Raw genomic sequence first — 19844 nt, 5'->3', positions numbered from 1 at the left:
GGGCGAAGCGGGCACCCTCCCACCGATTGGTACTATCGAGTCGATGCGCGGACCCGACCGCTCACTTCAGTTGGGGGAGGTGATGATCCGATGGATCATCGTCAATTTTGGAATCTTGTGCGGTCTCGCTGGATCGTGCTCATTGCCTTCGCGCTAGTCGGTCTCATCGGCGGGTCCGTCTATGTCCTCGCCACCCCGCGCGAATACACCGCGGAGTCAGAGTTATTCGTCTCGGCGGCGGGCATCGACAATACAAGTGATCTCGCACAAGGCGGCGCCTTCTCGCAGCAGCAGGCTCGCAACTACAGCGCGATCGCCACGAAGGAACTCGTTCTCGATCCGGTGATCTCATCGCTCGGCCTCGAGTCGACCGTGGCCGAACTCGCTCGCAACGTCTCAGTAACGGTGCCGCTCAACACGTCGATCATCTCTATCGTGGTGACAGACAGCTCCCCCGGGAGGGCAGCAGGGATCGCCAATGCCATCGCAAGCAGCCTCGTCGACGAGGTCGTCAAGCTCGTGCCCAAGAAGAGTGACGGCACCACGCCGATTCGGCTCGAACCGGTTCAGAACGCCACGGTTCCCGCAGCGCCATCCGCCCCCAACACGCGGGTCGCCCTCCTCCTCGGACTTCTCGCCGGCCTCCTCGTGGGGCTGGTGCTCATCATTCTTCGGGAGATCGCCAGCACCCGAGTGAGGAGCACAGAGCAACTCCTCGAGTTCACCGATGCCCCCATTCTCGGCACGGTCGTCAACGATCGTGCTGCTGCGCGCGCGCCTCTTCTCGACGTCGAGCTGGAGAGCACGGTGCGTGCGGAAGAATTCCGCCAGCTGCGGACCAATGTGCTCGCCCTCGAAGTAACCGACCCCCGTCACGCCATCTTGATCACCTCGTCCATTCCGCGAGAAGGAAAGAGCGTGACAGCGGCAAACCTCGCAATTTCGATAGCCGCAACCGGGCGCACGGTATGCCTTGTTGACGCAGATCTGCGCACACCAGCCATCGCCACACTTTTCGCGCTTGACTCGACCGCGCTCGGCCTTTCCGACGTGCTTGCCGACGGCATACCCTTCGCCGACGCACTTCAACCGTGGGGATCGTCTAGCCTCAGCATTATCCAGTCCGGATCCGTGCCGCCCAACGCGAGCGAACTCGTCGGGTCCAACGCCGCCGTTGTGCTCTTCTCCCGCCTTCGCCAGGAGTTCGATTTCGTCATAGTCGACAGCCCTGCGCTGCTCCCCGTTACCGACGGCGCGATCCTCGCCAACCTGGTCGGAGGGGCGCTTCTGGTGGTGGGCGCCGGACGCGTGGAGGCCCGGGAACTCCGCCGTTCGCTCGAACTGCTGGAATCTGCGGATGGATCGCTCGTCGGAACCGTGTTCAACCGTGCCTCAGCTCGAACCCTCGGTCGCTTCCGAGCGAGCTACGTGCCGAAGTCGCGTAGACAGTCAACGGCAACCTCGTCCCCGGAGTAGCCGTCAGCCAACGCCGAGGGGCTGACGGGTGATCGCAACCGGTGCAGATTCCCATCGCGAGGGATATCCCATCGCATGCCAGAAACTCGACTTCGACTTGTGACGGTGACCGGTAACTGTGACTATGACTGGCGACCTTGAAACACGTCGCCATGCTCGTCATTGCTCACGGCTACTGTTCGCGTAGTACGCCAGGTCTTGAACGAGCGGTTTCGCGACAATCGGATGAGTGGAGACAACCTTCGCGACTTGAGTCCCCGCTCGCTCTGCGACCACCGAGATGCCGCCGATTGCAATTGGGAAAGTCTTCGTGGAAGCGCCCGCTGGAGCCGTGTACGTCGAGGTCGTGTTGCCAATCGTGACCGTCACCACAGCGCTCTTCGCGAGAAACGTGAGAACCTCAACCGAGTCTCGGGGCTTGACGGTCGTGCCACTCAGAGTCGGGGCCATGAGCTGCTGCACCGTGCTCGGCACAGCTCCGAATGCCTGGATTCGGTTGGTGATGTAGATCGCATCACCGGTGACGGCAGGTGCTGCACCGGTCTTGAAACGCGTCGCGTAGAAGGCATTGATGTCGAGAAAAGAATCTCCGTGTCCGGCTGAGGGAGCGAAGGATGTGCCCTCGGAGTAGTCGTTCCAGGTCACGAGTTGCACGAGATCCGCGCCGTCAGACTCCGCGCGATCCCACGACGCACGAAGGGTCTCGGTATTGCTCGCCTCGGCGTAGAGGAAGCTTCGTGGACGCTCATCCTGAATTGCAACGGGAGCCATCCATTTCACGCCGAGCGCGTGGACCTTGGCCGCATAGGCCGGGGCGTCCTTGACGGTCTGCGCGGTCCGCGTGCCCCAGTCGCCGATGGCGTAGCTGATTGGAGCAAAAGCCTTCAAGTTCGAGTCGCTTGGGCTGAGCAAGATGGCGATGAACGCGGTCTTCACCCCGTAGCGAGTCGACAGAGTGTTCTTCAGCTGGGTCCACCACGCAGGACTCTGCCGCTCCGCCGCAAAGGACGAGAGAACGTACTCCCCCGTGGGAAGTTTGTAGGCGGAGGAATATGCATACAGTTCGGCAAGTTTTGCGGCTACGGTGTTGATGTCGGACTTTCCCGCGCTTGCTGTGGCATCCAGATTCGGCACGATAGTGAAATGACGACCGGACTGCTCGGCGGCCTTCATCAGAAGCACAGTGCGGTTCCAGTTGTCTCCGCCGAGGCTCAGGATGTCGACGTTGAACCCGTCGATTCCGGCATCCGCTGCAGCATTCACCTCGGACTTCATGTCTGCCAGTTGCCAGTCGCCGGGAAGCGGGTCCCTGCCTTCGGGTCGGTCGCGGAGCAGACCGCCTGACAGCGCGTGCACCCCACCCTCACCGGTGGCAGTGAGGTAGTTCCGTGCGTAATAGTCGCTGGCGGCCGGCTTATTGTCGAACGATATGGGGTATGGAGGAAAGTAATGAGCGAAGACCTTCTTCGCCGAACTGTTCGACTTCGCTATGGCGAAGGCCATGCCTGTGGTCGGCTCCGAACCGGTGGTTGCTGATGGTTCGGGCGACGATGACGCACCCGGCTCGGACGGCTGCGGACTCGGTTCCGGCGACGTCGAGGACGCGCCGTCTACAACAACGATGAGCTTTGGACCGTAGGTGCCCGAACGATAGAACGTATTACTCGTGAATGCTTGCGAGTAGCGGATCTCGAACGATGTGGCAGACCCTGACCATAGTGATGAGTCGGTCGAGAGCGGTATCGAAATCGTTCTTCCTGCTACCGCCGCTACCGAAGCCGTGCTCGCAAGAGCACCGGTTCGGGAAGGTATCGACTTTTGAGTGAGAGTCGACGTCGACCACGTCGACGCTGTCGGGTAAACCTGCACGCCCGCCCGAGTAGCGCCAGTGCTGGCGACCCGCAACTGCAAGAACACACTCCTCACTTTCGAGCCTGTGAGGCTCGGCAAGCTGAATTTGAGAAAACTCGCATCCGCGGTTCTCGATGCACTGAGATAGGGCTGCGCGGTGCGTGGAGAGGATGGGTATCGCGTTGATGTCCACGTCGCCTCCGTTGCCGGGATGGTCACGGATCTACTTCCCGCGGTGACATCGGAGGCGAGGGCTGGAGTAGCGGGAATCACGGGCCTGATCGGGGTGCCAGCGGCGACCGCGGGAATGGCGAGTCCGGCGACGGCGACCGCGGCGACGATTCCCGCAAGTAAGCGATTACGTGGACGATCGAATATGCGCGCGACCGACCGTGAGACGATGCGGGAGGACCACCCACCGGAGGTCGAATCAGAGTGGCGGTGCTGCGGGGGTCGGCTCATGGCTCAGTTAAGTCCAAACGTTCACATCAGTATCGAATAAAGCCCGCCGCACACCCCCCTGTCGACACACAGGTCACAACAATGTAACAGAATCCGCGTTCAACGCCCAGTCGGTGGGGAGTTCCTCATCGTCCCGAGGCACACCTGCGACCTATGATTCGGCACGTGACATCTTTTGCGTTCGTCTCGATCTTGTATCTGGCGGCCTGCGCCTTCGCCTGGCTCGCCTCCCTGATCACCGGTGACACCTCCTGGGTCGATCGGCTGTGGTCGCTGCTTCCGGTGGCCTACCTCTGGATCTTTGCCGGATCGGCGGGGCTGCAGGATGCGCGGCTCGATGTCATGGCGGTGCTGGTGACTCTGTGGGGAGCGCGCCTGACCTTCAATTTCGCTCGCAAGGGCGGGTACTCCGGCGCAGAGGACTACCGTTGGCCGGTGCTTCGGTCGCGCATGACGCCCCGGCAGTTCGGACTGTTCAATCTCTTCTTCATCGTGATCTACCAGAACATCCTGCTGGTGCTGATCACCCTCCCGGGTCTGGCCGCCCTCGAGAACGGTCGTGTTCCGTTCGGCGGACTCGACGTCCTGCTGAGCGCGCTCTTCCTCGCCTGTCTCGTCGGTGAGACGATCGCCGATCAGCAGCAGTGGGACTTCCACCGCTGGAAGAGAGCCGAGCTCGCGGCCGGGCGTGAACCCCGGCCACGCTTTCTGCAGACCGGGCTGTTTCGACTGTCGCGGCATCCGAATTTCTTCTTCGAACAGGCGCAGTGGTGGCTGCTGTTCTTCTTCGGAGCCGTCGCGATGGGAACCGTGTGGCACTGGACCGTGGTCGGCGCCGTGCTCCTGAGTGCGCTGTTCGTCGGCTCGACCCGCTTCACGGAGAACCTCACGGTGGCGAAGTACCCCGAATACGCCCGGTACCAGCAGACGACGTCGCCGAGCATCCCCTGGTTTCCCCGGCGGAACCGGGCGGGACTGATCGCCTGAGAATTGCCGCGAATCGACTGCGCGATCGGGGTGTTTCGCGTGTCGGACGGGGGCTGTCGGTATCGTGACCGTCATGTCCTGCATCCGTTTCAACACCCCCGCCCAGCGCCAGGCCATGCGTGACCACGCTCCGGTGATGCTCACCAGCGAGGAGGCGGCGACGCTGCATCCCGCTCCCCCGGTGACGGCGAGCAAGATCCGCCGACTCCGGCTGCTCGCGGCCGACGCGAACCCCAAGATCCGCGAGAGCGCGGCCAGCAGCTACAACACGCCGGAAGACCTCTTCGTGACGCTGGCGCACGACACTGACGAAGGGGTTCGGGCGTGTGTCGCTCGCAACGAGACCGCCCCCTGCGATGTGCTGCGCTCGCTGGCCGATGACCCCTCGGAGCGGGTGAGGGGATTCCTCGCCGTCAACTTCTTCGTGCCGGCCGATGTGATGCAGCGCCTGGCGGATGACCCGAGCGAAACGGTCCGTGGCCTCGTCTCCTGGAAGGGCTCCCTCGCCTCCGCCTGATCGCGCCATTTCGAGGTCGTAGAGTCGAAGAATGGATGCCCCGACCAGCGCGCGAGTCGACAGTTGGATCTGGGCGGTGCGCCTGGCGAAGACCCGCTCGGCGGCCACCGCGGCCTGTCGTGCCGGCCATGTGCAGGTCAACGGCGAGAGAGCGAAAGCCGCACAGTCCGTGCACGTCGGCGACGAGGTTCGACTGCGCACCACCGACCTCGAACGCACCGTTCTGGTGGCCCGACTGGTCTCGAAGCGCGTCGGCGCATCCGTCGCCGTGGAGTGCCTCGTCGACCTCACCCCACCGCCCCCGCCGAGGGAAGAGGTCGCGGTCACCGTCCGGCGCGACCGGGGTGCTGGGCGCCCGACCAAACGAGAACGACGAGACCTCGAAAAACTCCGCGGGCGATCAGCGGAAGACTGAGCCGGCATTCGCGGCGCGGCCGATTCGCCCGGTCTGGGGAGCGCGTCTACTGTGGATCGAGGCTGGAACGACCGAGTGATTGCGGAGATGAGGAGGTGAGCGTGCGGAACAGAATAGTGACTTCACTCGCGCTGGCCACATCGCTCCTCCTGAGCGGATGCGCGGCGATCGCCGCCACGCCGGCTGCGAGCCCGTCGCCCTCAGCCTCGCTGCCGGCGATCCCCACCGAGCTGTATGTCGTGCCAACACTCGCGAACGCCACCTCGCTCGACCGGGACACCCACGCCATCACCACGATCGGCATCGACGGCGTGACCATCTCCGCCGCCGGGGATGCGGTGTCGAGACTCCCGGCCAACGCGGCCGGCCTGGTTGCTGCGGCGCACTCTCGCGGACTCACCGCAGACCTCCTTGTGAGCAACTACGACTCGCTGACGTCGGACTTCTCCGGCAAGATCGCCTCCGCCCTGCTTTCCAGCGCCCAGAACCGCTCGACCGTCATCACCCAACTGGTCGCACAGGTCTCCGCCGCCGGATTCGATGGAGTGCAGCTCGACCTCGAGTCTCTCGGAGCCGATGATGCCCCCGGTCTCGCCGCCTTCACCACACAGCTGCACGACTCCCTCGGTGCACCCCGGTCGGTATCGATGGCGGTGATGGCGGCGAGCTCGGCTTCGCGGTACCGGGATGCAGGCTACGATTTCGCGCAACTCACCCCCCAGCTGACGCGAGTCGTGCTCATGGCCTACGACCAGCACGGTCCGTCCTTCTCGAAGCCCGGACCGGTCGGCGGTCTGCCGTGGGCCACCACCGCTCTCGACGCCCTCATCGCCGCGGGCGTGCCGACCGCCCGAATCGACCTCGGCGTGGCCGGCTACGGCTACTCCTGGCCGGGCAACGGATCAGAGGGCAAGCAACTCAGCGACGACGACTCTCGCGCGCTCGCGGGCGACCTCGCCCAGTGGGACTCGACCCAGGCGGAGTGGACAGCGACGCTTCCGGATGACACCGTCGTCTGGTGGTCGGACGCCCGGTCCCGTGAGGTTCGGCACAGCCTCGCGCTGAGCCGCAACCTGCACGGGCTCGCCGTGTGGGAGCTGTCGCTCACCGATCCGCTGTAGACGAGCACTCCGAACGATCGGCCCACGGGGAAGGCCCGGCAGGCTCAGTCGGCGGCACCCTCGATGAGCGTGACCGTTGCGGAGTGGGCGGCTCCCGCGGCATCCGTCCACCCGATCGCGACGGAGTCGCCGGGGGCATGACCACCGAGAACCGAACTGAGCTGACTGCCGGAGGTGATCGCGTCGCCATCCACCGTCGTGATCGTGTCGCCGGCGACGAGTCCTGCGGACTCCGCCGGCGTCCCCGCGACGACACCCGAGATCACGGCTCCGGATACGGTGGGGTCGGCCTGGCCGATGCCGATGCCGAGGAACGCGGGAAGGCCGATGGTGATCTGGTCGGTCGCGACCCCGGACTCGATCTGGGTGGCGATGTGGAGGGCCGTGCCGATCGGGATCGCGTAGCCGGTGACCGCGGACGACCCCTTGGAGGCCGCGGTATCAATGGCGACGACTGCGCCGTCGGAGTCGTAGAGCGGCCCCCCGGAGTCTCCCGCTACGACGTCCGCGTCGGTCTCGATGAGTCCCTTCAGGGTCTCCGGATCGCGCCCAGACTCCCCCGCCGCGGTGATCGTCTGGTCGACGGCGGTCACCGTGCCCGCAGCGGCGGTGAGTGAACCCGTACCGCCCGCGTTCCCGACCGCGGTGACGGCATCCGAGACGGCGACCGTTGAGGCGGTGTCGAGCGGGGCGGTGACCAACCCGGACGCGCCCCGCAGCTGCAGCACAGCGATGTCGCTGGTGGTGTCGGTTCCCACCACATCCGCGGTGTAGGTCGTGCCCGTGCTGGCGACCGTCACGGAGATGCGGGTGGCGCCGCGGATCACATGGTTGTTGGTGAGGATCTCGCCACTGGCGCTGAGCACGATGCCCGTCCCCGCCGCTTCCGCGCCCTCGTACCCCAGAACGGCGTCGATCATCACGATGCCGAGGGACTGGCGAGCGGTCGCGGGTGTCGCGCTCGCGGTCTCGGAGGCGCGGGACATCGATCCGGATGAGCCACGCTGGGGAAGGAGAGTCGCGTTCGTGCCGGTCGATGACGACGAGGAGACCCCGGCCTGCAGCGACATCACCCGCGCGGTCGCGGCGATGCCGGTCGCGCCGCACGCGATGACCAGTGCGCCGACGGATGCCGCGATAACGATCGAACGCGGTCGCCACCTGCGGTGGGCGGGAGCGGCCTCGGGGTGGAACGGTGCAGATTCGTTCATGCTCATGGAGGCGGGAGTCCTTTCGACCGACTCGATCGTCGGGCTGAACTCCAGCACAGCCCTCCGGGCTATGGGGCAGCTATGCACGGGTTGGGCGCCACCTTCGAGGGCGATGAGGACTGCCCCTGCGGTGTTCCGCCGGGAATACCGCAGGCTCGAAACACGCTTCATCCCCCATGAAACGAATCGGATTCCTCTCCTTCGGGCACTGGCAGGACGTGCGAGGCTCCCTCACACCGACGGCGCAGGATGCCCTGCTGCAGACGGTGGAGCTGGCAGTGGCCGCCGAGGAACTCGGCCTGGATGGCGCGTACATCCGCGTGCACCATTTCGCTCCACAGCTCGCCTCGCCGTTTCCCCTGCTCGCGGCGATGGCCGCTCGAACGAGCCACATCGAGGTCGGCACCGGAGTCATCGACATGCGCTACGAGAATCCGCTCTACATGGCCGAGGAGGCGGCGGTGACCGACCTGATCAGCAATCGACGGCTGCAACTCGGCATCAGCCGTGGCTCCCCCGAGACGGCACTGAACGGCTCCGAGGCATTCGGCTACCTCCCCGGTGACGGACAGTTGGATGCCGACCTGGCCCGGGCACACACCGAACTGTTCCGTGCCGCAATCGACGGCGCCGGGGTAGTGCGGGCCAATCCCCGAATGAGCGGCCACTCCGCGGCGCTGTCGATCCAGCCGCAGTCGCCCGGGCTCTCCGAACGCATCTGGTGGGGCTCCGGAACGAGGAAAACCGCAGTGTGGGCGGCCGAGCAGGGCATGAACCTCATGAGCTCGACCCTTCTGACAGAGGACACCGGGGTGCCGTTCGACGAGTTGCAGGCTGAACAGATCGCCCTCTATCGTGCCGCCTGGGCCGAAGCCGGTTGGGACCGCACCCCTCGGGTCTCCGTGAGCCGAAGCGTGCTTCCGATTGTGACGGATCGGGACCGCGCCTATTTCGGCGGCCGGTCATCCGATTCGACAGACCAGGTCGGACAGCTCGACGGTGGAGCGGCTCGATTCGGACGCAGCTTCGTGGGAGAACCCGACAAGATCGCCGAAGAACTCGCGAAGGATGCCGCCGTTCGCGCGGCGGACACCCTGCTCCTCACCGTTCCGAACCAGTTGGGGGTCGAATACAACTCCCGACTGTTGGAAACGATTGCGAAGCACATCGCTCCGGCAATCGGATGGGAGCCGGCGGCCGCCGCAGTCTGACCGGTGCCGTGGCAGATACTCTGGAAGCGACACAACAGGAAGTGGAACCAATGACTGACGCCGGTGAACTGAGCGAACCAGTGCAGGACGGCAGCAGCGATGCCTCCCGCGAGCAGAAGATCGCAGGACTGGCGAGCCAGGTGAGCGCAGACATCGCACTCAAGCCGGATGACCTTCGCGGAGAAGACGACATCGTCGACGACCTTCGGTTGCGCCTCTCCGATGCGGGCATCGTCGTGACGGAAGACGAGATCGTCGCCCTCGCGGGCACCATCCACTCCGGCGCGTAGCGCGCGACACTATGGTCCGAGCAGCCACCCGTCCGGGTCGGCGAGCGTCGTCGCGGCATCCGGTCCCCAGGATCCACGGGCGTAGGGCAGCACGGTCGGCGGATCGTCGAGAATCGGCGCGACGACGTCCCACGCATGCTCGAGGCCATCCGGGCGGGTGTAGAGCGAACGATCCCCGAGCACCACGTCGTTGATGAGCTTGACGTAGGGCGGAAGCGGATCGGCGTCGGTGACCTCGGCAAGCGGCAGCGCTGTCGTTCCCGTGGCGAGTTCGAACTCGGGCCCGGGCTCCTTGACGACCACGCGCAAGTCGATCGCACCCGATCCCTCGAGTTTCACCGTGAGCACATTGCCCACCACTGGGGTGTCGTGGCTCAGTGGACCGTCCCCCGGCTTTCGGAAGATGATGCTCACCTGCTGGGCTCCCTTCGCCATCTGCTTGCCGGTGCGGAGGAGAAACGGCACGCCACGCCACCGATCGGTATCGATCCAGAGCCGCGCAGCGACGAAGGTGTCGGTGGTCGAATCCGGCGCGACGCCGACGGTGTCCGTGTAGCCCTCGAACTGCCCGAAGACGACCTCGTCACGGGACAGGGGACGAAACGCGGCGATCACGGATTCGCGTGCCGCCTGCAGGTCGTCCGCCTTCATGGAGAGCGGCGGCTCCATCGCGATCTCGGCCGCCACCTGGAACAGGTGGGTCACGATCATGTCGAGGAAGGCGCCGGTCTCGTCGTAGAACTCGGCGCGGTCATCGATGTCGAGGGTCTCCGGAATATCGATCTGCACCGCGCGGATGTGCTCCCGATCCCAGGAGCTGTCGAAGAGTCCGTTGCCGAAACGCAGGGCGTGAAGGTTCTGTGTGCCCTCCTTGCCGAGGAAATGGTCGATGCGAAAGACCTGGTGCTCTTCGAGCACCCGGTGCACCGCGGCATCCAGCTCCCGGAAGTTCTCTGGCGAGGTGCCGAACGGCTTCTCGTAGACCACCCGAGACCCCGCGGCGAGGTCGTGCTCGCCGAGTCCCTCGGTGACTTTGATGAAAGCCGTCGGCGGGATCGCGAGATAGTGCACGAACTGCGCGTCCTCTCCGAGCTCGGCCTTCGCTTCGGCGAGCACGTCGAGCAGGGATCCGGGATCGGACTTCTCGAACCCGCCGCCGGCGAATCGCAGGTTGGCACTGAACTGCTCCCACGGCCCGTCCGCGGGCTTCGGCCCGAATTCGGCCAGTACCTCGCTCACGTGTTGCCGGAAGTTCTCGTGCGACACGTCACCACGACCGTTGCCCACCAGGAGCCACTTCCGGGGCAGGAGATCGTGCTTGGCGAGCTCGAAGAATGCGGGGAGCACCATGCGCTTTGCGAGGTCGCCGGTTGCCCCGAACAACACGAAGACTGTCGGGCCGGCTTCGGAACTGTTTGTCATGGTGATCTCCTTCACAGAATTCCGGCACACGGATACCGGTCACCGAGCACAGTGGACCGGGGCGCCTTCGATTTCAAGGGGCAGCGGGTCAGGTCACAGGTGCCTCTCGGGCCCCAGTGCGGTTTCACAGGAATGCGTGGACAGACCTGTTGGTCTGACGCGAAAGGGTCTATCATCGGCCCTAGCTCCCCCAGACCCTGGCGGCACGTTTCTCGCACTCTGCGCGCGTGCGAGCGCCCCGGGTCACCGATTCGAACACCACTAGGTGACTGGCTTCGGCAGACCAGGGCAGAGGAGCTCGATCTTCGGGTGGTCGTGATCCTCAACGGGCGAGGCCGGTGCCGTTCGATCAGGTACGCCACCGGCCTCGGTTCCGTTCTCCGGCGCCAGCGCTCTCGGCCGATCCCGGGCTACGCGTCTCCCCAGTCCCGCAGGCGACCCCCCGGATCGAGCCTCGAGAGGATGCGCCCCATGATGCGGTCGAGGTCGGCGATGTCGGCGGCATCCAGAACATCGATCACACTGTCGCGCACTGTCGCGACGTGACCGGGCGCTGTGGCGACCACCTTCTGCCAGCCCGTCGCCGTGAGGGAGGCATTGGTGGCTCGGCGATCTTCCGCACACGGTGAGCGTTCGACGAACCCTCGCTTCTCAAGCCGGCTGATCACGTGGGAGAGTCGGGCGAGGCTCGAGTTCGTCGCGGCAGAGAGGGCTGTCATCCGCAGGCGGCGATCGGGCGCTTCGGAGAGCCGGGCGAGGGTGAAGTACTCGAAATGAGTCACACCCGCGTCGCGCTGCAAGGGGGCATCCAGGGCCCCGGGCAGCAGTTCTACCACCGAGACGAGCCGGATCCAGGCATGCATCTCTTCCGGCGTCAACCAGGGCGGATCCGTCATCCCGTCAGTCTACGGCGTTGCTTTACGCGACAACTAAAGCCGAGATGGTGCGGGATCACTGCACGCAGACCGGCCCATCACCGCGGTGACGGGCCGACCTGCGTCTCCACCCGCTGTCAGTGGATCAGTACCTTGAGGGCGTCGTGTTCTGCAGCGTGGCCGAAGACCTCGTAGGCCTCGATGACCTGGTCGAAGCTGAATTCGTGCGTGACGAACTTGTCGGCCGGGAGCTTGTGCTCGGCGACGAGTTTCAGCAGCATCCCCAGCGTGTTGGTATTGACCAGTCCCATCGAGATGTCGATGTTCTGGATCCACAGTTCGTTGAGCGCGAGCTCGACCGGCTTGCCGTGCACACCGATGTTGGCGACATGGCCGCCGGGGCGCACGATGACAGTGGCCATGGTGAAGGTCTCTGGCACTCCCACCGCCTCGATCGCGACATCCACCCCGAGTCCGTCGGTGAGAGCGAGCACCTGCTCCTTCCAGTCCGCATCCCCCGAGTTGACCGTATCGGTGGCTCCGAAATCCTTCGCGCGAGCGAGCCGCGCGTTGTCGAGGTCGACGGCGATGATCTTCGACGGACCGTACAGGCGCGCGGTCATCACCGAGGAGAGCCCAACCGGGCCAGCGCCGATGACCGCCACCACGTCTCCGGGTGTGACCTGGCCGTACTGCACGCCGATCTCGAACCCCGTCGGCAGGATGTCGGAGAGCAGGATGCCCTCGGCATCCGTGACCCCCTCCGGCACCTTGTAGACCGAGTTCTCGGCGAAGGGCACGCGCACGTACTCGGCCTGGGTGCCATCGATCATGTAGCCGAAGATCCAGCCGATGCCGGCGATGCCCTCCGGATTCAGACAGTGGCTGTAGAGACCCTTGCGGCAGTTGGAGCACTGGCCGCAGGAACTGACACAGGCGAGGATCACGCGGTCTCCCACGGCGAGCTGGCTCACACTGCCGCCAACCTCGGTGATCACTCCGATGCCCTCGTGCCCGAGGATGCGACCGACGGCGACCTCCGGCACATCGCCCTTGAGGATGTGAAGGTCCGTGCCACAGATCGTGGTCGCCACCATTTTCACGATCACATCGGTCGGAGCGAGGATCACCGGGTCCGGCACATCCTCCCAGCTCTTCTGGCCGGGACCTTTGTAGACGAGGGCTTTCATAGGGGTGACCTTCCTGTAGTTTCGGTACTCCCGAGTCAACGCCGGTGATCAGCCGGTGGCAGGGCCGAAAGTCCCACGGGTCCGGCCGGTGCCGAGGAGTCTTGGCCTCCTCTAATTAGCGCTCTCCGAGTCTGCTCCCAGCGGACCACACGCCGCCTCGACGGCTAGCGGTACTCCGGGTTCGCCTCGGATCCGAACCGCGTGGTCAGCGCTGGGTCGCCACGTACACGGTGTTGGAGGAGATGCCGGAGGTCAGCAGATTGTCGAAGTCGACGACGTGGGCGACGACACCGCCGAAGACGGCCGACGCCCGCGCCAGGAACTCTTCGTCTGGCGGGTCGTCGGACCAGAGGGCGAAGATGCCGTCTGGCTTCAGGTGACGCACCAGCGCCCGCATCCCGTCGACCGTGTAGAGGTCGGCATGACTCGGGTCGAGCTGGTGCCGCGGCGAATGGTCCACATCGAGAAGGATCGCGTCGTAGCGGGATTCGTCGGGCTCGCGTCGCATCAGGGCGAAGAAGTCGTCGTGCAGAAGGCTCGTGCGCGGGTCATCCGTCAGCGTCGCCGAGATGGGGAGCAGTCCACGCCGGTGCCAGTCGATCACGGTGGGCAGGGTGTCGATCACGGTGACGGTGCGCACCCGGCTGTCCGCAAGGGCGGCGACAGCGGTATACCCGAGGCCGAGCCCGCCGACCAGCACGTCGAGATCCGTCGGTGCCTCCACCGCCGCGAGACCGAGGGTCGCGAGCTCCTCCTCCGCCACCGTGAACAGGCTGGACATGAGGAACTCCTCCCCCAGCTTCACCTCGAAGACATCGACGCCGAGCGTCGGTTCGACTCGGCGGCGCAGGCTGAGGTCGCCCATCGGCGTGGGCTGGAAATCCAGCTCCTCGAATCGCAGGCTCATGGCTGTGTCCTCTCCGGTCGCCGGGAGCACGTTTCGTGCGCCCAGACTGTTCTCACCGTAGCCTGTGACCCATGGTCAGAAGCATTGCAACCAATACCCCCGCCGACCTCGCCGAGATGCTCGAGTTCGTGCGCCCGCGGCACCGGATGCTGCTGGCCACCACCCGCTCCGATGGCAGGCCCCGGATCTCGCCGGTCGCGGGCGGGGTGGATGCCAAGGGGCGGATCGTCATCTCCACCTACCCGGCGCGGGCCAAGACCCGCAATGCCGAACGCGACAGCCGGGCATCCGTTCTCGTGCTCTCGGACGAGTGGGATGGCGCCTGGATCCAGGTGGACGGAGACGCCGAGGTAGTGCACATGCCCGAAGCATCCGACGGTCTGGTCGACTACTTCCGGTGCATCGCGGGCGAGCATCCCCACTGGGACGAGTATCGGGAGGCGATGGCGATCCAGGACAAGTCCCTGATTCGCATCACTCCGACCAGATGGAGCCCGATCGCCACGGGCGGGTTCCCGGCAGACGTAGCCGAGCGGCTCGACGCGCTCTAGAATCCGTTCAGAACCGCACCGACGAGAGGGTGATCCAATGCCCAGTTTCACCACCGAGCTGCTGCAGACCGGCAACAATGTCGGCATCGTGATCCCGGACGAGGTGATGCAGCAACTCGGAGGAAAGCGCGTGCCCGTGGTCGTCACCCTGAACGGTGGCTACAGCTACCGCAACACGACTGCCGTGATGGGCGGCCTCAACCTGGTGTGTCTGAATTCCGAACACCGGGCGGCATCCGGATTCGGCGGTGGCGCGACCGTCGAGGTCACGATCGAGCGGGACGAGGCACCGCGGGAGGTCGACGTGCCGGAGGCGCTGGCGGCGATCCTTGCGACGGATCCGGAGGCCACCGCGGCCTGGGACAAGCTGCCCTACAGCCAGCGGAAGGAACATGCCCGCTCGATCTCTGAAGCCAAGGCTGAGGATACTCGGGCACGTCGTGTCGCCAAGACGATGGCCGGCTTGCGCGGAGAGTCCTGATCCCTCGGCGGTGTATCAGGAGGTGAACTGTGCGCTCCTGTCTTGAGAAGCCTCGCTGAGGCTTGCGCCAGACAGACATCGCCTCGGCGCTCCCGATTGTGAAGGGATTGTGCCGTGAACACCAGATCCGCCGCCTTCGTCGTCACCGCCGCCAGCGCGGTCCTTCTCGTGAGTTCGTGCTCAGCCATCGGTAGCGTTTCCGGCAGCTCGCCGGACGCCGCATCCGCGCCATCTGTCGCGCCGAGCGTCCCGGAACAAACCCGCGCAACGCGGGCTGACACGGTCGAGAACATCGATGTCTGCGCGCTGCTGCCGCTGGAGACCGTGGTCGGCGTGACGGGTCGGGCGTTCACCCGGGCCTCGTCCGGTACCGCGGTCAAGGATGGCATCCCGCTCGCCGCGTGTGCCTATGAGGGCGCCGACCAGGATCTGGCCTCGATGCTGGTGATGTCGGTTTTCGTCTACCCGGCCGGGGGTGCAGCCGCGGTCGACTCGTACCGGAAGAACTTCGGCGGCGGCTCTTCTCGGACGCCGCTTCCCGGCGTCGGAGATAGTGCGGAGAGCAGCGGTCACGACCTCGTGGCACGCTTCGGGCAGCACGTGATCGCGGTGGTCGACGGCAGTCATGGCGGCTACGCCGACGACTTCACCGTCGACAAGCGCGCGGTGCTCGTGCAGGCGGTGCACGACGCACTGTAGGGTCCTCGACCGACACTGGTCATCCCGCAACGCGGGGGTGAGTGGCAACATAGTCAGCATCGAAAAGGAGACCCTCTTGCCCCAGTACGCGGTCCTCATCTTCAGCCCGGCAACTCCCGACACCGAGCAACCGGGCCCGGCGGAGGGCGACGTGCACGGTGCGTATGCAAACGAACTCATCGAATCGGGTGCGATGGTGGCGGCGTTCGCGCTTCACCCGGCCGCCTCGGCGACCTCGATTCGCCGCGACGGACAATCCGACGGCCCCTTCATCGATGCACCCGAGGTCGTGGCCGGCTTCTACGTGATCGAAGCCTCAGACCTGGATGCCGCGCGGGAGATCGCCGGGCGCAATCCCATCCTCGAACAGGGCGGTGGCGTCGAGGTGAGACCGGTCGAAGGCGGATTCATCGTCGATCGAGCACCGGAGTCCTGACCGCGGCCACGGTCGCCATCAGGAGCACTGACTGGTCGAGCCGAAGTGTCGGCACGGGCTTCTACACTCAGAAGCTGCAGAGGCCGACTGCTCCGAGAGGAGAGCCGGTGGGCACCAACAAGCGTTACGCGGATGCGATCGACCGGCAGCAGCACGACCGCGTCAACGACCTGATCATGCGCGACTCCACGCCATCCAGCCTCACGGATGCCGAACTCGCGCTCGACCGATTTCCCCTGACCCGCACTCCGATGCCGGAACGCGTCAGGGTGTGGGTGCGGTATCGAGAGACCGCGATCCGCATCGACGCGGAGCTCATCGCCTGGACCCCGCGCGCCTGCGCCGTGCGCTGGAGAACGTCCACCGGCGAACAACACCGGGCCTGGGTGTGGGCCTCGGCCGTGGAGAAGCTGGGCTGATCGCGACGGCGATGGGGTGGAGTGGCTCGCTGCATCCTCTCCCGAATGCGAATCCGAATGCGAATCCGGATGCACCTGCAGGCGGTTAACGACACACCCGCGCCTCTCCACGGCGTCAGCCATACCTTCCCACGGGTTTCGCACTTTCTCGACCGGTTTGAACTCGCCCGCACTTCGCATCGTCCAACCGATTTCGAAAAGGTTAATACTGCGGAAACAAAACGATGGCGTATCTGAAATACAACTGATATATCTATTGGCTACCAAGTTTTCCCGGTTGTGTTCCCGTACATAAAGGAGAGTTCATTCCCATGACTGACAGTCGTTCCGACAACAAGGCCGCATCCCCGCACGGGCTTCAACGCGGAGTCCTGACAATCCCCAACGCCATTGCCCTCTCGGCCGCGGCTATGGCTCCGGTACTCGCGGTCGTACTCAACGCCCCGGCCGCCGCCGCCGCCGCGGGCGCCGCACTTCCCCTCTCATTCCTCATCGCCTTCCTCGCCTGTGCCCTCGTCGGCAATACCGTCGTGCAGTTCGCAAGAAAGCTGCCTTCCGCCGGGTCCTTCTACACCTTCAACCGCGCCGGCCTCGGCCCTGCAGCCGGCTTCTTCACGGGATGGCTGTTCTGGATCGGGTACGCGATCCTTGCCCCCGGCCTCTTCACGGCCTTCGGAGCATTCGTTCATGACTACGTGCTCGCAACGTTCGGTGCGGACCTCCAGTGGTGGATCTTCAGCCTGATCGCGATGGCCATCGTGTTCGGCCTTTCCGTGCGCAGTATCAAGGCATCGGTGAACGTCGACCTCACTCTTCTGGTCGTCGAGGTGATCGTGTTCCTCGTCCTCGGGATCGTCGCCATCGCAACAGCCAAGTCGGGGAACAGCCCCACGTACTTCCTCACCTCCGCGGCGCCCACCGGCTTCGCCGGAGTCGGGCTCGGCGTCGTCTTCGGCATCCTGTCGTTCATCGGATTCGATGCTGCCGCCACTCTGGGCGAGGAGACGAAGAACCCGCGGAAGAGCATTCCGTTCGCCATCACCGGCGCCCTCGGCGCAGTGGGCATCTTCTACGTACTCATGATGTACGCACTCGCTGCCGGCTACGGACTCAACGACCCGGCGAAGATGGGTGCATTCCTCAAGGACCCGAACCCCTTCGTCACTCTGGCCTCAAACGTCACTCCCTGGCTGCTGCAGCCCATCGAGCTTTCGGCGATCGCCGGCCTCTTCAGCTGCTTCCTCGCCATTCACAACACCACGGTCCGCGTGATGTTCTCCATGGGTCGTGACCAGGTGCTGCCTGCCTCTCTCGGCCGCATCCACCAGACGTGGTTTTCGCCGCTTCGCGCCATCGTCGTGCAGTCGATCTTCACCATGGTGATTGGCATCGGTGTCGGCATCTGGCTCGGTCCGGGCGCGACTGGCGCCTACGGTTTCACCGGGACCATCGGCACCGTAGCCATCGTGATCGTCTACATCATGAGCAACATCGCCCTGGTGAAGTATTTCTGGAAACTCGCTGAGCGGAAGATCATCACGCATGTGATCGTGCCGGTTCTTGGTGTGCTCGCCCTGCTGTACCCGCTCTATGCGGTCGCCAACCCGGCCCAGTCGTACCCTTTCAACCTCGTCCCGATCATTGTGCTGCTGTGGATCGCGGCCGGCGTGGTGCTGTATTTCTATTACAGGGCGAAGTCACCGGAGAAGATTGCCGCACTCGGCTCCTTCATCACCGAGGAAGACCTGCCGGAGGGCGAACAGAACGCCGCACTCCAAACCGGTCGTGCACCCTCGGTGCAGCATCCCACGGTCGCTGAAGAAGCCGCCAAGCACCCGGAGACTACAGGCAACTGAACCATGATCAACGTCGACGGCAAGGCCGTCTACACCGAGCTCGCCGAACTCGTCGATCCAGCGCACACCGCGCTTCTTCTGGTCGACATGCAACGGGATTTCATCGAACCGGATGGACTGTTCGGCGAGCTCGGAGTCGACCTCACCATGTACGAGGAATCGCGACCCCGACTGGCGGCGCTCCTCGAGAGCGCCCGCCAGTCGGGCGCCCTCGTCATCCACATCCAGAACACCTCGCTACCGGACCGCATGAGCGATTCTCCCGCGCAGATCCGCTTCAACCTGCGGATGCATGAGCACGCGCGTCACAACGGACCCCCGCTTCGCTACACCGTGCCAGGCACCGCCGGCCACGAATTCGTCTCGGAGTTCCAGCCGATGGCCGGCGAGCTCGTGGTGGACAAGTACCGATCGAGTGCGTTCTGGGGCACCAACATGGAGATGCTGCTACGAAGCAACGGTGTGGAGACCGTGGTGATCGGCGGATGCACAACCGAGGGCTGTGTCGAGTCCACCGCCCGCGACGCCATGTTCAACGACCACTACGTGGTCATCGCTTCCGACTGCGTTGCCAGCGACGACCCGGCACAACACGATGCCTCGATGCTGCTGATGCGTCACCGCTTCGACATGGCGACGGCCAGCGAAATTGCGAAGGTCTGGATTTCGCCCCGCGGCGCCGAGCAAACGATAGACAAGTAAGAGGAACTGACTATGAAGAAGCTTCAGGGTCGCGTTGCGTTGGTCACCGGCGCCGCATCCGGCATCGGTCGCGGCATCGCCGTCGAATTCGCTCGCGAGGGTGCCGACATTGTCGTCGCCGACATGGTCTCGCCGGAAGACGCAGCTGTGGTGCTGTCAGAAATTGCCGAAACAGGCACTCGCGGCGTGTTCATCCGCACTGACGTGAGCGATGAAACAAGCGTCCGAGCGCTCGCGCAGCGCGCCATCGAGGAATTCGGTCGCGTCGACATCCTGGTCAATAACGCCGGAATTTTCACCGAATCGCTGCTCGAAGACATCTCGGTGGAGGATTGGGACCGGGTGCTGAACACCAACCTGCGCGGCACCTTTCTCTGCACTCGGATGCTGATCGGGCAGATGCTCGAGCGCGGGGACGGCAGGATCATCAACATCGCATCGCAGCTCGGTCAGATCGGCGGAACCTCTGTTCCACACTATGTCGCCAGCAAAGCGGGCATTATCGGTCTGACCAAGGCACTGGCACGCGAAGTCGCCGGGCGCGGCGTTCTAGTGAATGCGATCGCGCCGGGACCGATCGAGACACCCTTGCTCGACCGCGAGACCGAGGAGTGGCGAAGCGGCAAGCTCGCAGAATTGCCCATCAAGCGATTCGGTCGCGTCGATGAGGTGACGCCGACGGCTGTTCTGCTGGCCTCGGCGGACGGTTCGTACTACGTGGGCCAGACCCTCGGACCCAACGGTGGAGACGTGATGCTGTAGGCG

The 19844-nt window shown here is 64.9% G+C and carries 21 protein-coding genes and 1 pseudogene; 15 read left to right on the top strand and 7 right to left on the bottom strand.

The window, feature by feature from the left end; genetic code table 11:
* Positions 1-90: 90 nt before the first annotated feature.
* Positions 91-1476 carry a tyrosine-protein kinase domain-containing protein gene (locus ABIB54_RS13855; protein ID WP_354576107.1) on the top strand — a complete coding sequence of 462 codons (1386 nt, stop codon included), beginning with the start codon at positions 91-93 and terminating at the stop codon, positions 1474-1476.
* Positions 1477-1635: 159 nt separating this feature from the next.
* On the opposite strand, the gene ABIB54_RS13850 is transcribed toward ABIB54_RS13855, so the two are convergent.
* Both ABIB54_RS13850 and ABIB54_RS13845 read right to left on the bottom strand, forming a co-directional pair.
* Positions 1636-2979 carry a glycoside hydrolase family 71 protein gene (locus ABIB54_RS13850; protein ID WP_354576167.1) on the bottom strand — a complete coding sequence of 448 codons (1344 nt, stop codon included), beginning with the start codon at positions 2977-2979 and terminating at the stop codon, positions 1636-1638.
* Positions 2980-3156: 177 nt separating this feature from the next.
* Positions 3157-3789 (bottom strand): annotated as a pseudogene (locus tag ABIB54_RS13845) (DNRLRE domain-containing protein); the annotation flags it as partial.
* 165 nt (positions 3790-3954) lie between these two features.
* On the opposite strand from ABIB54_RS13845, the gene ABIB54_RS13840 reads away from it, so the two are divergent.
* From ABIB54_RS13840 to ABIB54_RS13825, 4 genes are all read left to right on the top strand, one after another.
* Positions 3955-4776 carry a DUF1295 domain-containing protein gene (locus ABIB54_RS13840; protein ID WP_354576106.1) on the top strand — a complete coding sequence of 274 codons (822 nt, stop codon included), beginning with the start codon at positions 3955-3957 and terminating at the stop codon, positions 4774-4776.
* A 73-nt stretch (positions 4777-4849) separates the two neighbouring features.
* The gene (locus ABIB54_RS13835; protein ID WP_354576105.1) at positions 4850-5293 is read left to right on the top strand and encodes a hypothetical protein; all 444 of its coding nucleotides are present in this window, start codon (positions 4850-4852) and stop codon (positions 5291-5293) included.
* A gap of 31 nt (positions 5294-5324) precedes the next feature.
* Positions 5325-5708, top strand: coding sequence for an RNA-binding S4 domain-containing protein (locus tag ABIB54_RS13830; RefSeq protein ID WP_354576104.1), 384 nt, complete (start codon positions 5325-5327; stop codon positions 5706-5708).
* Positions 5709-5809: 101 nt separating this feature from the next.
* Positions 5810-6829, top strand: a complete 1020-nt coding sequence (locus ABIB54_RS13825) for a glycosyl hydrolase family 18 protein (protein ID WP_354576103.1) — start codon at positions 5810-5812, stop codon at positions 6827-6829.
* Positions 6830-6873: 44 nt separating this feature from the next.
* On the opposite strand, the gene ABIB54_RS13820 is transcribed toward ABIB54_RS13825, so the two are convergent.
* Positions 6874-8046: a S1C family serine protease gene (locus ABIB54_RS13820; RefSeq protein ID WP_354576102.1), complete on the bottom strand. Its 1173-nt coding sequence runs from the start codon at positions 8044-8046 to the stop codon at positions 6874-6876.
* Between the two features lie 170 nt (positions 8047-8216).
* Between ABIB54_RS13820 and ABIB54_RS13815 the strand changes: the two genes are divergently transcribed.
* Together ABIB54_RS13815 and ABIB54_RS13810 are read left to right on the top strand one after the other, a co-directional pair.
* The gene (locus ABIB54_RS13815) at positions 8217-9251 is read left to right on the top strand and encodes an LLM class flavin-dependent oxidoreductase (RefSeq protein WP_354576101.1); all 1035 of its coding nucleotides are present in this window, start codon (positions 8217-8219) and stop codon (positions 9249-9251) included.
* Between the two features lie 50 nt (positions 9252-9301).
* Complete coding sequence (locus ABIB54_RS13810; protein ID WP_354576100.1) at positions 9302-9541, top strand: hypothetical protein; 240 nt, start codon at positions 9302-9304, stop codon at positions 9539-9541.
* Between the two features lie 9 nt (positions 9542-9550).
* Here ABIB54_RS13810 and ABIB54_RS13805 read toward each other — a convergent pair whose 3' ends face one another.
* The 4 genes from ABIB54_RS13805 to ABIB54_RS13790 all read right to left on the bottom strand — a co-directional run bounded on the left by ABIB54_RS13805 (position 9551) and on the right by ABIB54_RS13790 (position 13935).
* Positions 9551-10963, bottom strand: coding sequence for a glucose-6-phosphate dehydrogenase (locus ABIB54_RS13805; RefSeq protein WP_354576099.1), 1413 nt, complete (start codon positions 10961-10963; stop codon positions 9551-9553).
* 410 nt (positions 10964-11373) lie between these two features.
* Positions 11374-11859 (bottom strand): MarR family winged helix-turn-helix transcriptional regulator, encoded by a 486-nt coding sequence (locus tag ABIB54_RS13800; RefSeq protein WP_354576098.1) that lies wholly within the window; start codon positions 11857-11859, stop codon positions 11374-11376.
* A 116-nt stretch (positions 11860-11975) separates the two neighbouring features.
* Positions 11976-13028, bottom strand: a complete 1053-nt coding sequence (locus ABIB54_RS13795; RefSeq protein ID WP_354576097.1) for a zinc-dependent alcohol dehydrogenase family protein — start codon at positions 13026-13028, stop codon at positions 11976-11978.
* Between the two features lie 205 nt (positions 13029-13233).
* Positions 13234-13935: a spermidine synthase gene (locus ABIB54_RS13790; protein ID WP_354576096.1), complete on the bottom strand. Its 702-nt coding sequence runs from the start codon at positions 13933-13935 to the stop codon at positions 13234-13236.
* A gap of 71 nt (positions 13936-14006) precedes the next feature.
* Between ABIB54_RS13790 and ABIB54_RS13785 the strand changes: the two genes are divergently transcribed.
* The 8 genes from ABIB54_RS13785 to ABIB54_RS13750 all read left to right on the top strand — a co-directional run bounded on the left by ABIB54_RS13785 (position 14007) and on the right by ABIB54_RS13750 (position 19841).
* Positions 14007-14486, top strand: a complete 480-nt coding sequence (locus ABIB54_RS13785) for a PPOX class F420-dependent oxidoreductase (protein ID WP_354576095.1) — start codon at positions 14007-14009, stop codon at positions 14484-14486.
* A gap of 37 nt (positions 14487-14523) precedes the next feature.
* Entirely contained in the window at positions 14524-14967 is a 444-nt protein-coding gene (locus ABIB54_RS13780; RefSeq protein ID WP_354576094.1) for a YdeI/OmpD-associated family protein, read from the top strand.
* 114 nt (positions 14968-15081) lie between these two features.
* Complete coding sequence (locus tag ABIB54_RS13775) at positions 15082-15666, top strand: hypothetical protein (protein WP_354576093.1); 585 nt, start codon at positions 15082-15084, stop codon at positions 15664-15666.
* 76 nt (positions 15667-15742) lie between these two features.
* The gene (locus ABIB54_RS13770) at positions 15743-16102 is read left to right on the top strand and encodes a YciI family protein (RefSeq protein ID WP_354576092.1); all 360 of its coding nucleotides are present in this window, start codon (positions 15743-15745) and stop codon (positions 16100-16102) included.
* 107 nt (positions 16103-16209) lie between these two features.
* Positions 16210-16521, top strand: a complete 312-nt coding sequence (locus ABIB54_RS13765; protein WP_354576091.1) for a hypothetical protein — start codon at positions 16210-16212, stop codon at positions 16519-16521.
* Positions 16522-16832: 311 nt separating this feature from the next.
* Positions 16833-18377, top strand: coding sequence for an APC family permease (locus ABIB54_RS13760; protein WP_354576090.1), 1545 nt, complete (start codon positions 16833-16835; stop codon positions 18375-18377).
* Positions 18378-18380: 3 nt separating this feature from the next.
* Complete coding sequence (locus tag ABIB54_RS13755; RefSeq protein WP_354576089.1) at positions 18381-19079, top strand: cysteine hydrolase family protein; 699 nt, start codon at positions 18381-18383, stop codon at positions 19077-19079.
* 12 nt (positions 19080-19091) lie between these two features.
* Positions 19092-19841: an SDR family NAD(P)-dependent oxidoreductase gene (locus ABIB54_RS13750; RefSeq protein WP_354576088.1), complete on the top strand. Its 750-nt coding sequence runs from the start codon at positions 19092-19094 to the stop codon at positions 19839-19841.
* Positions 19842-19844: the final 3 nt, after the last annotated feature.

The sequence above is a fragment of the Frigoribacterium sp. UYMn621 genome, assembly GCF_040549525.1.
Lineage (GTDB): Bacteria > Actinomycetota > Actinomycetes > Actinomycetales > Microbacteriaceae > Lacisediminihabitans.
The sequence above is the reverse complement of the archived record's forward strand: the minus strand, read 5'-3'. Positions and strand labels throughout refer to the sequence as shown.

What these genes read in the sequence shown, in the direction of transcription:
- ABIB54_RS13795 (WP_354576097.1), bottom strand. Translation starts at nt 13,028, where the DNA reads ATGAAAGCCCTCGTCTACAAAGGTCCCGGCCAGAAGAGCTGGGAGGAT.
- ABIB54_RS13850 (WP_354576167.1), bottom strand. Translation starts at nt 2,979, where the DNA reads ATGGCCTTCGCCATAGCGAAGTCGAACAGTTCGGCGAAGAAGGTCTTC.
- ABIB54_RS13760 (WP_354576090.1), top strand. Translation starts at nt 16,833, where the DNA reads ATGACTGACAGTCGTTCCGACAACAAGGCCGCATCCCCGCACGGGCTT.
- ABIB54_RS13785 (WP_354576095.1), top strand. Translation starts at nt 14,007, where the DNA reads ATGGTCAGAAGCATTGCAACCAATACCCCCGCCGACCTCGCCGAGATG.
- ABIB54_RS13780 (WP_354576094.1), top strand. Translation starts at nt 14,524, where the DNA reads ATGCCCAGTTTCACCACCGAGCTGCTGCAGACCGGCAACAATGTCGGC.
- ABIB54_RS13815 (WP_354576101.1), top strand. Translation starts at nt 8,217, where the DNA reads ATGAAACGAATCGGATTCCTCTCCTTCGGGCACTGGCAGGACGTGCGA.
- ABIB54_RS13820 (WP_354576102.1), bottom strand. Translation starts at nt 8,046, where the DNA reads ATGAGCATGAACGAATCTGCACCGTTCCACCCCGAGGCCGCTCCCGCC.
- ABIB54_RS13855 (WP_354576107.1), top strand. Translation starts at nt 91, where the DNA reads ATGGATCATCGTCAATTTTGGAATCTTGTGCGGTCTCGCTGGATCGTG.
- ABIB54_RS13830 (WP_354576104.1), top strand. Translation starts at nt 5,325, where the DNA reads ATGGATGCCCCGACCAGCGCGCGAGTCGACAGTTGGATCTGGGCGGTG.
- ABIB54_RS13810 (WP_354576100.1), top strand. Translation starts at nt 9,302, where the DNA reads ATGACTGACGCCGGTGAACTGAGCGAACCAGTGCAGGACGGCAGCAGC.
- ABIB54_RS13750 (WP_354576088.1), top strand. Translation starts at nt 19,092, where the DNA reads ATGAAGAAGCTTCAGGGTCGCGTTGCGTTGGTCACCGGCGCCGCATCC.
- ABIB54_RS13755 (WP_354576089.1), top strand. Translation starts at nt 18,381, where the DNA reads ATGATCAACGTCGACGGCAAGGCCGTCTACACCGAGCTCGCCGAACTC.
- ABIB54_RS13805 (WP_354576099.1), bottom strand. Translation starts at nt 10,963, where the DNA reads ATGACAAACAGTTCCGAAGCCGGCCCGACAGTCTTCGTGTTGTTCGGG.
- ABIB54_RS13800 (WP_354576098.1), bottom strand. Translation starts at nt 11,859, where the DNA reads ATGACGGATCCGCCCTGGTTGACGCCGGAAGAGATGCATGCCTGGATC.
- ABIB54_RS13790 (WP_354576096.1), bottom strand. Translation starts at nt 13,935, where the DNA reads ATGAGCCTGCGATTCGAGGAGCTGGATTTCCAGCCCACGCCGATGGGC.
- ABIB54_RS13835 (WP_354576105.1), top strand. Translation starts at nt 4,850, where the DNA reads ATGTCCTGCATCCGTTTCAACACCCCCGCCCAGCGCCAGGCCATGCGT.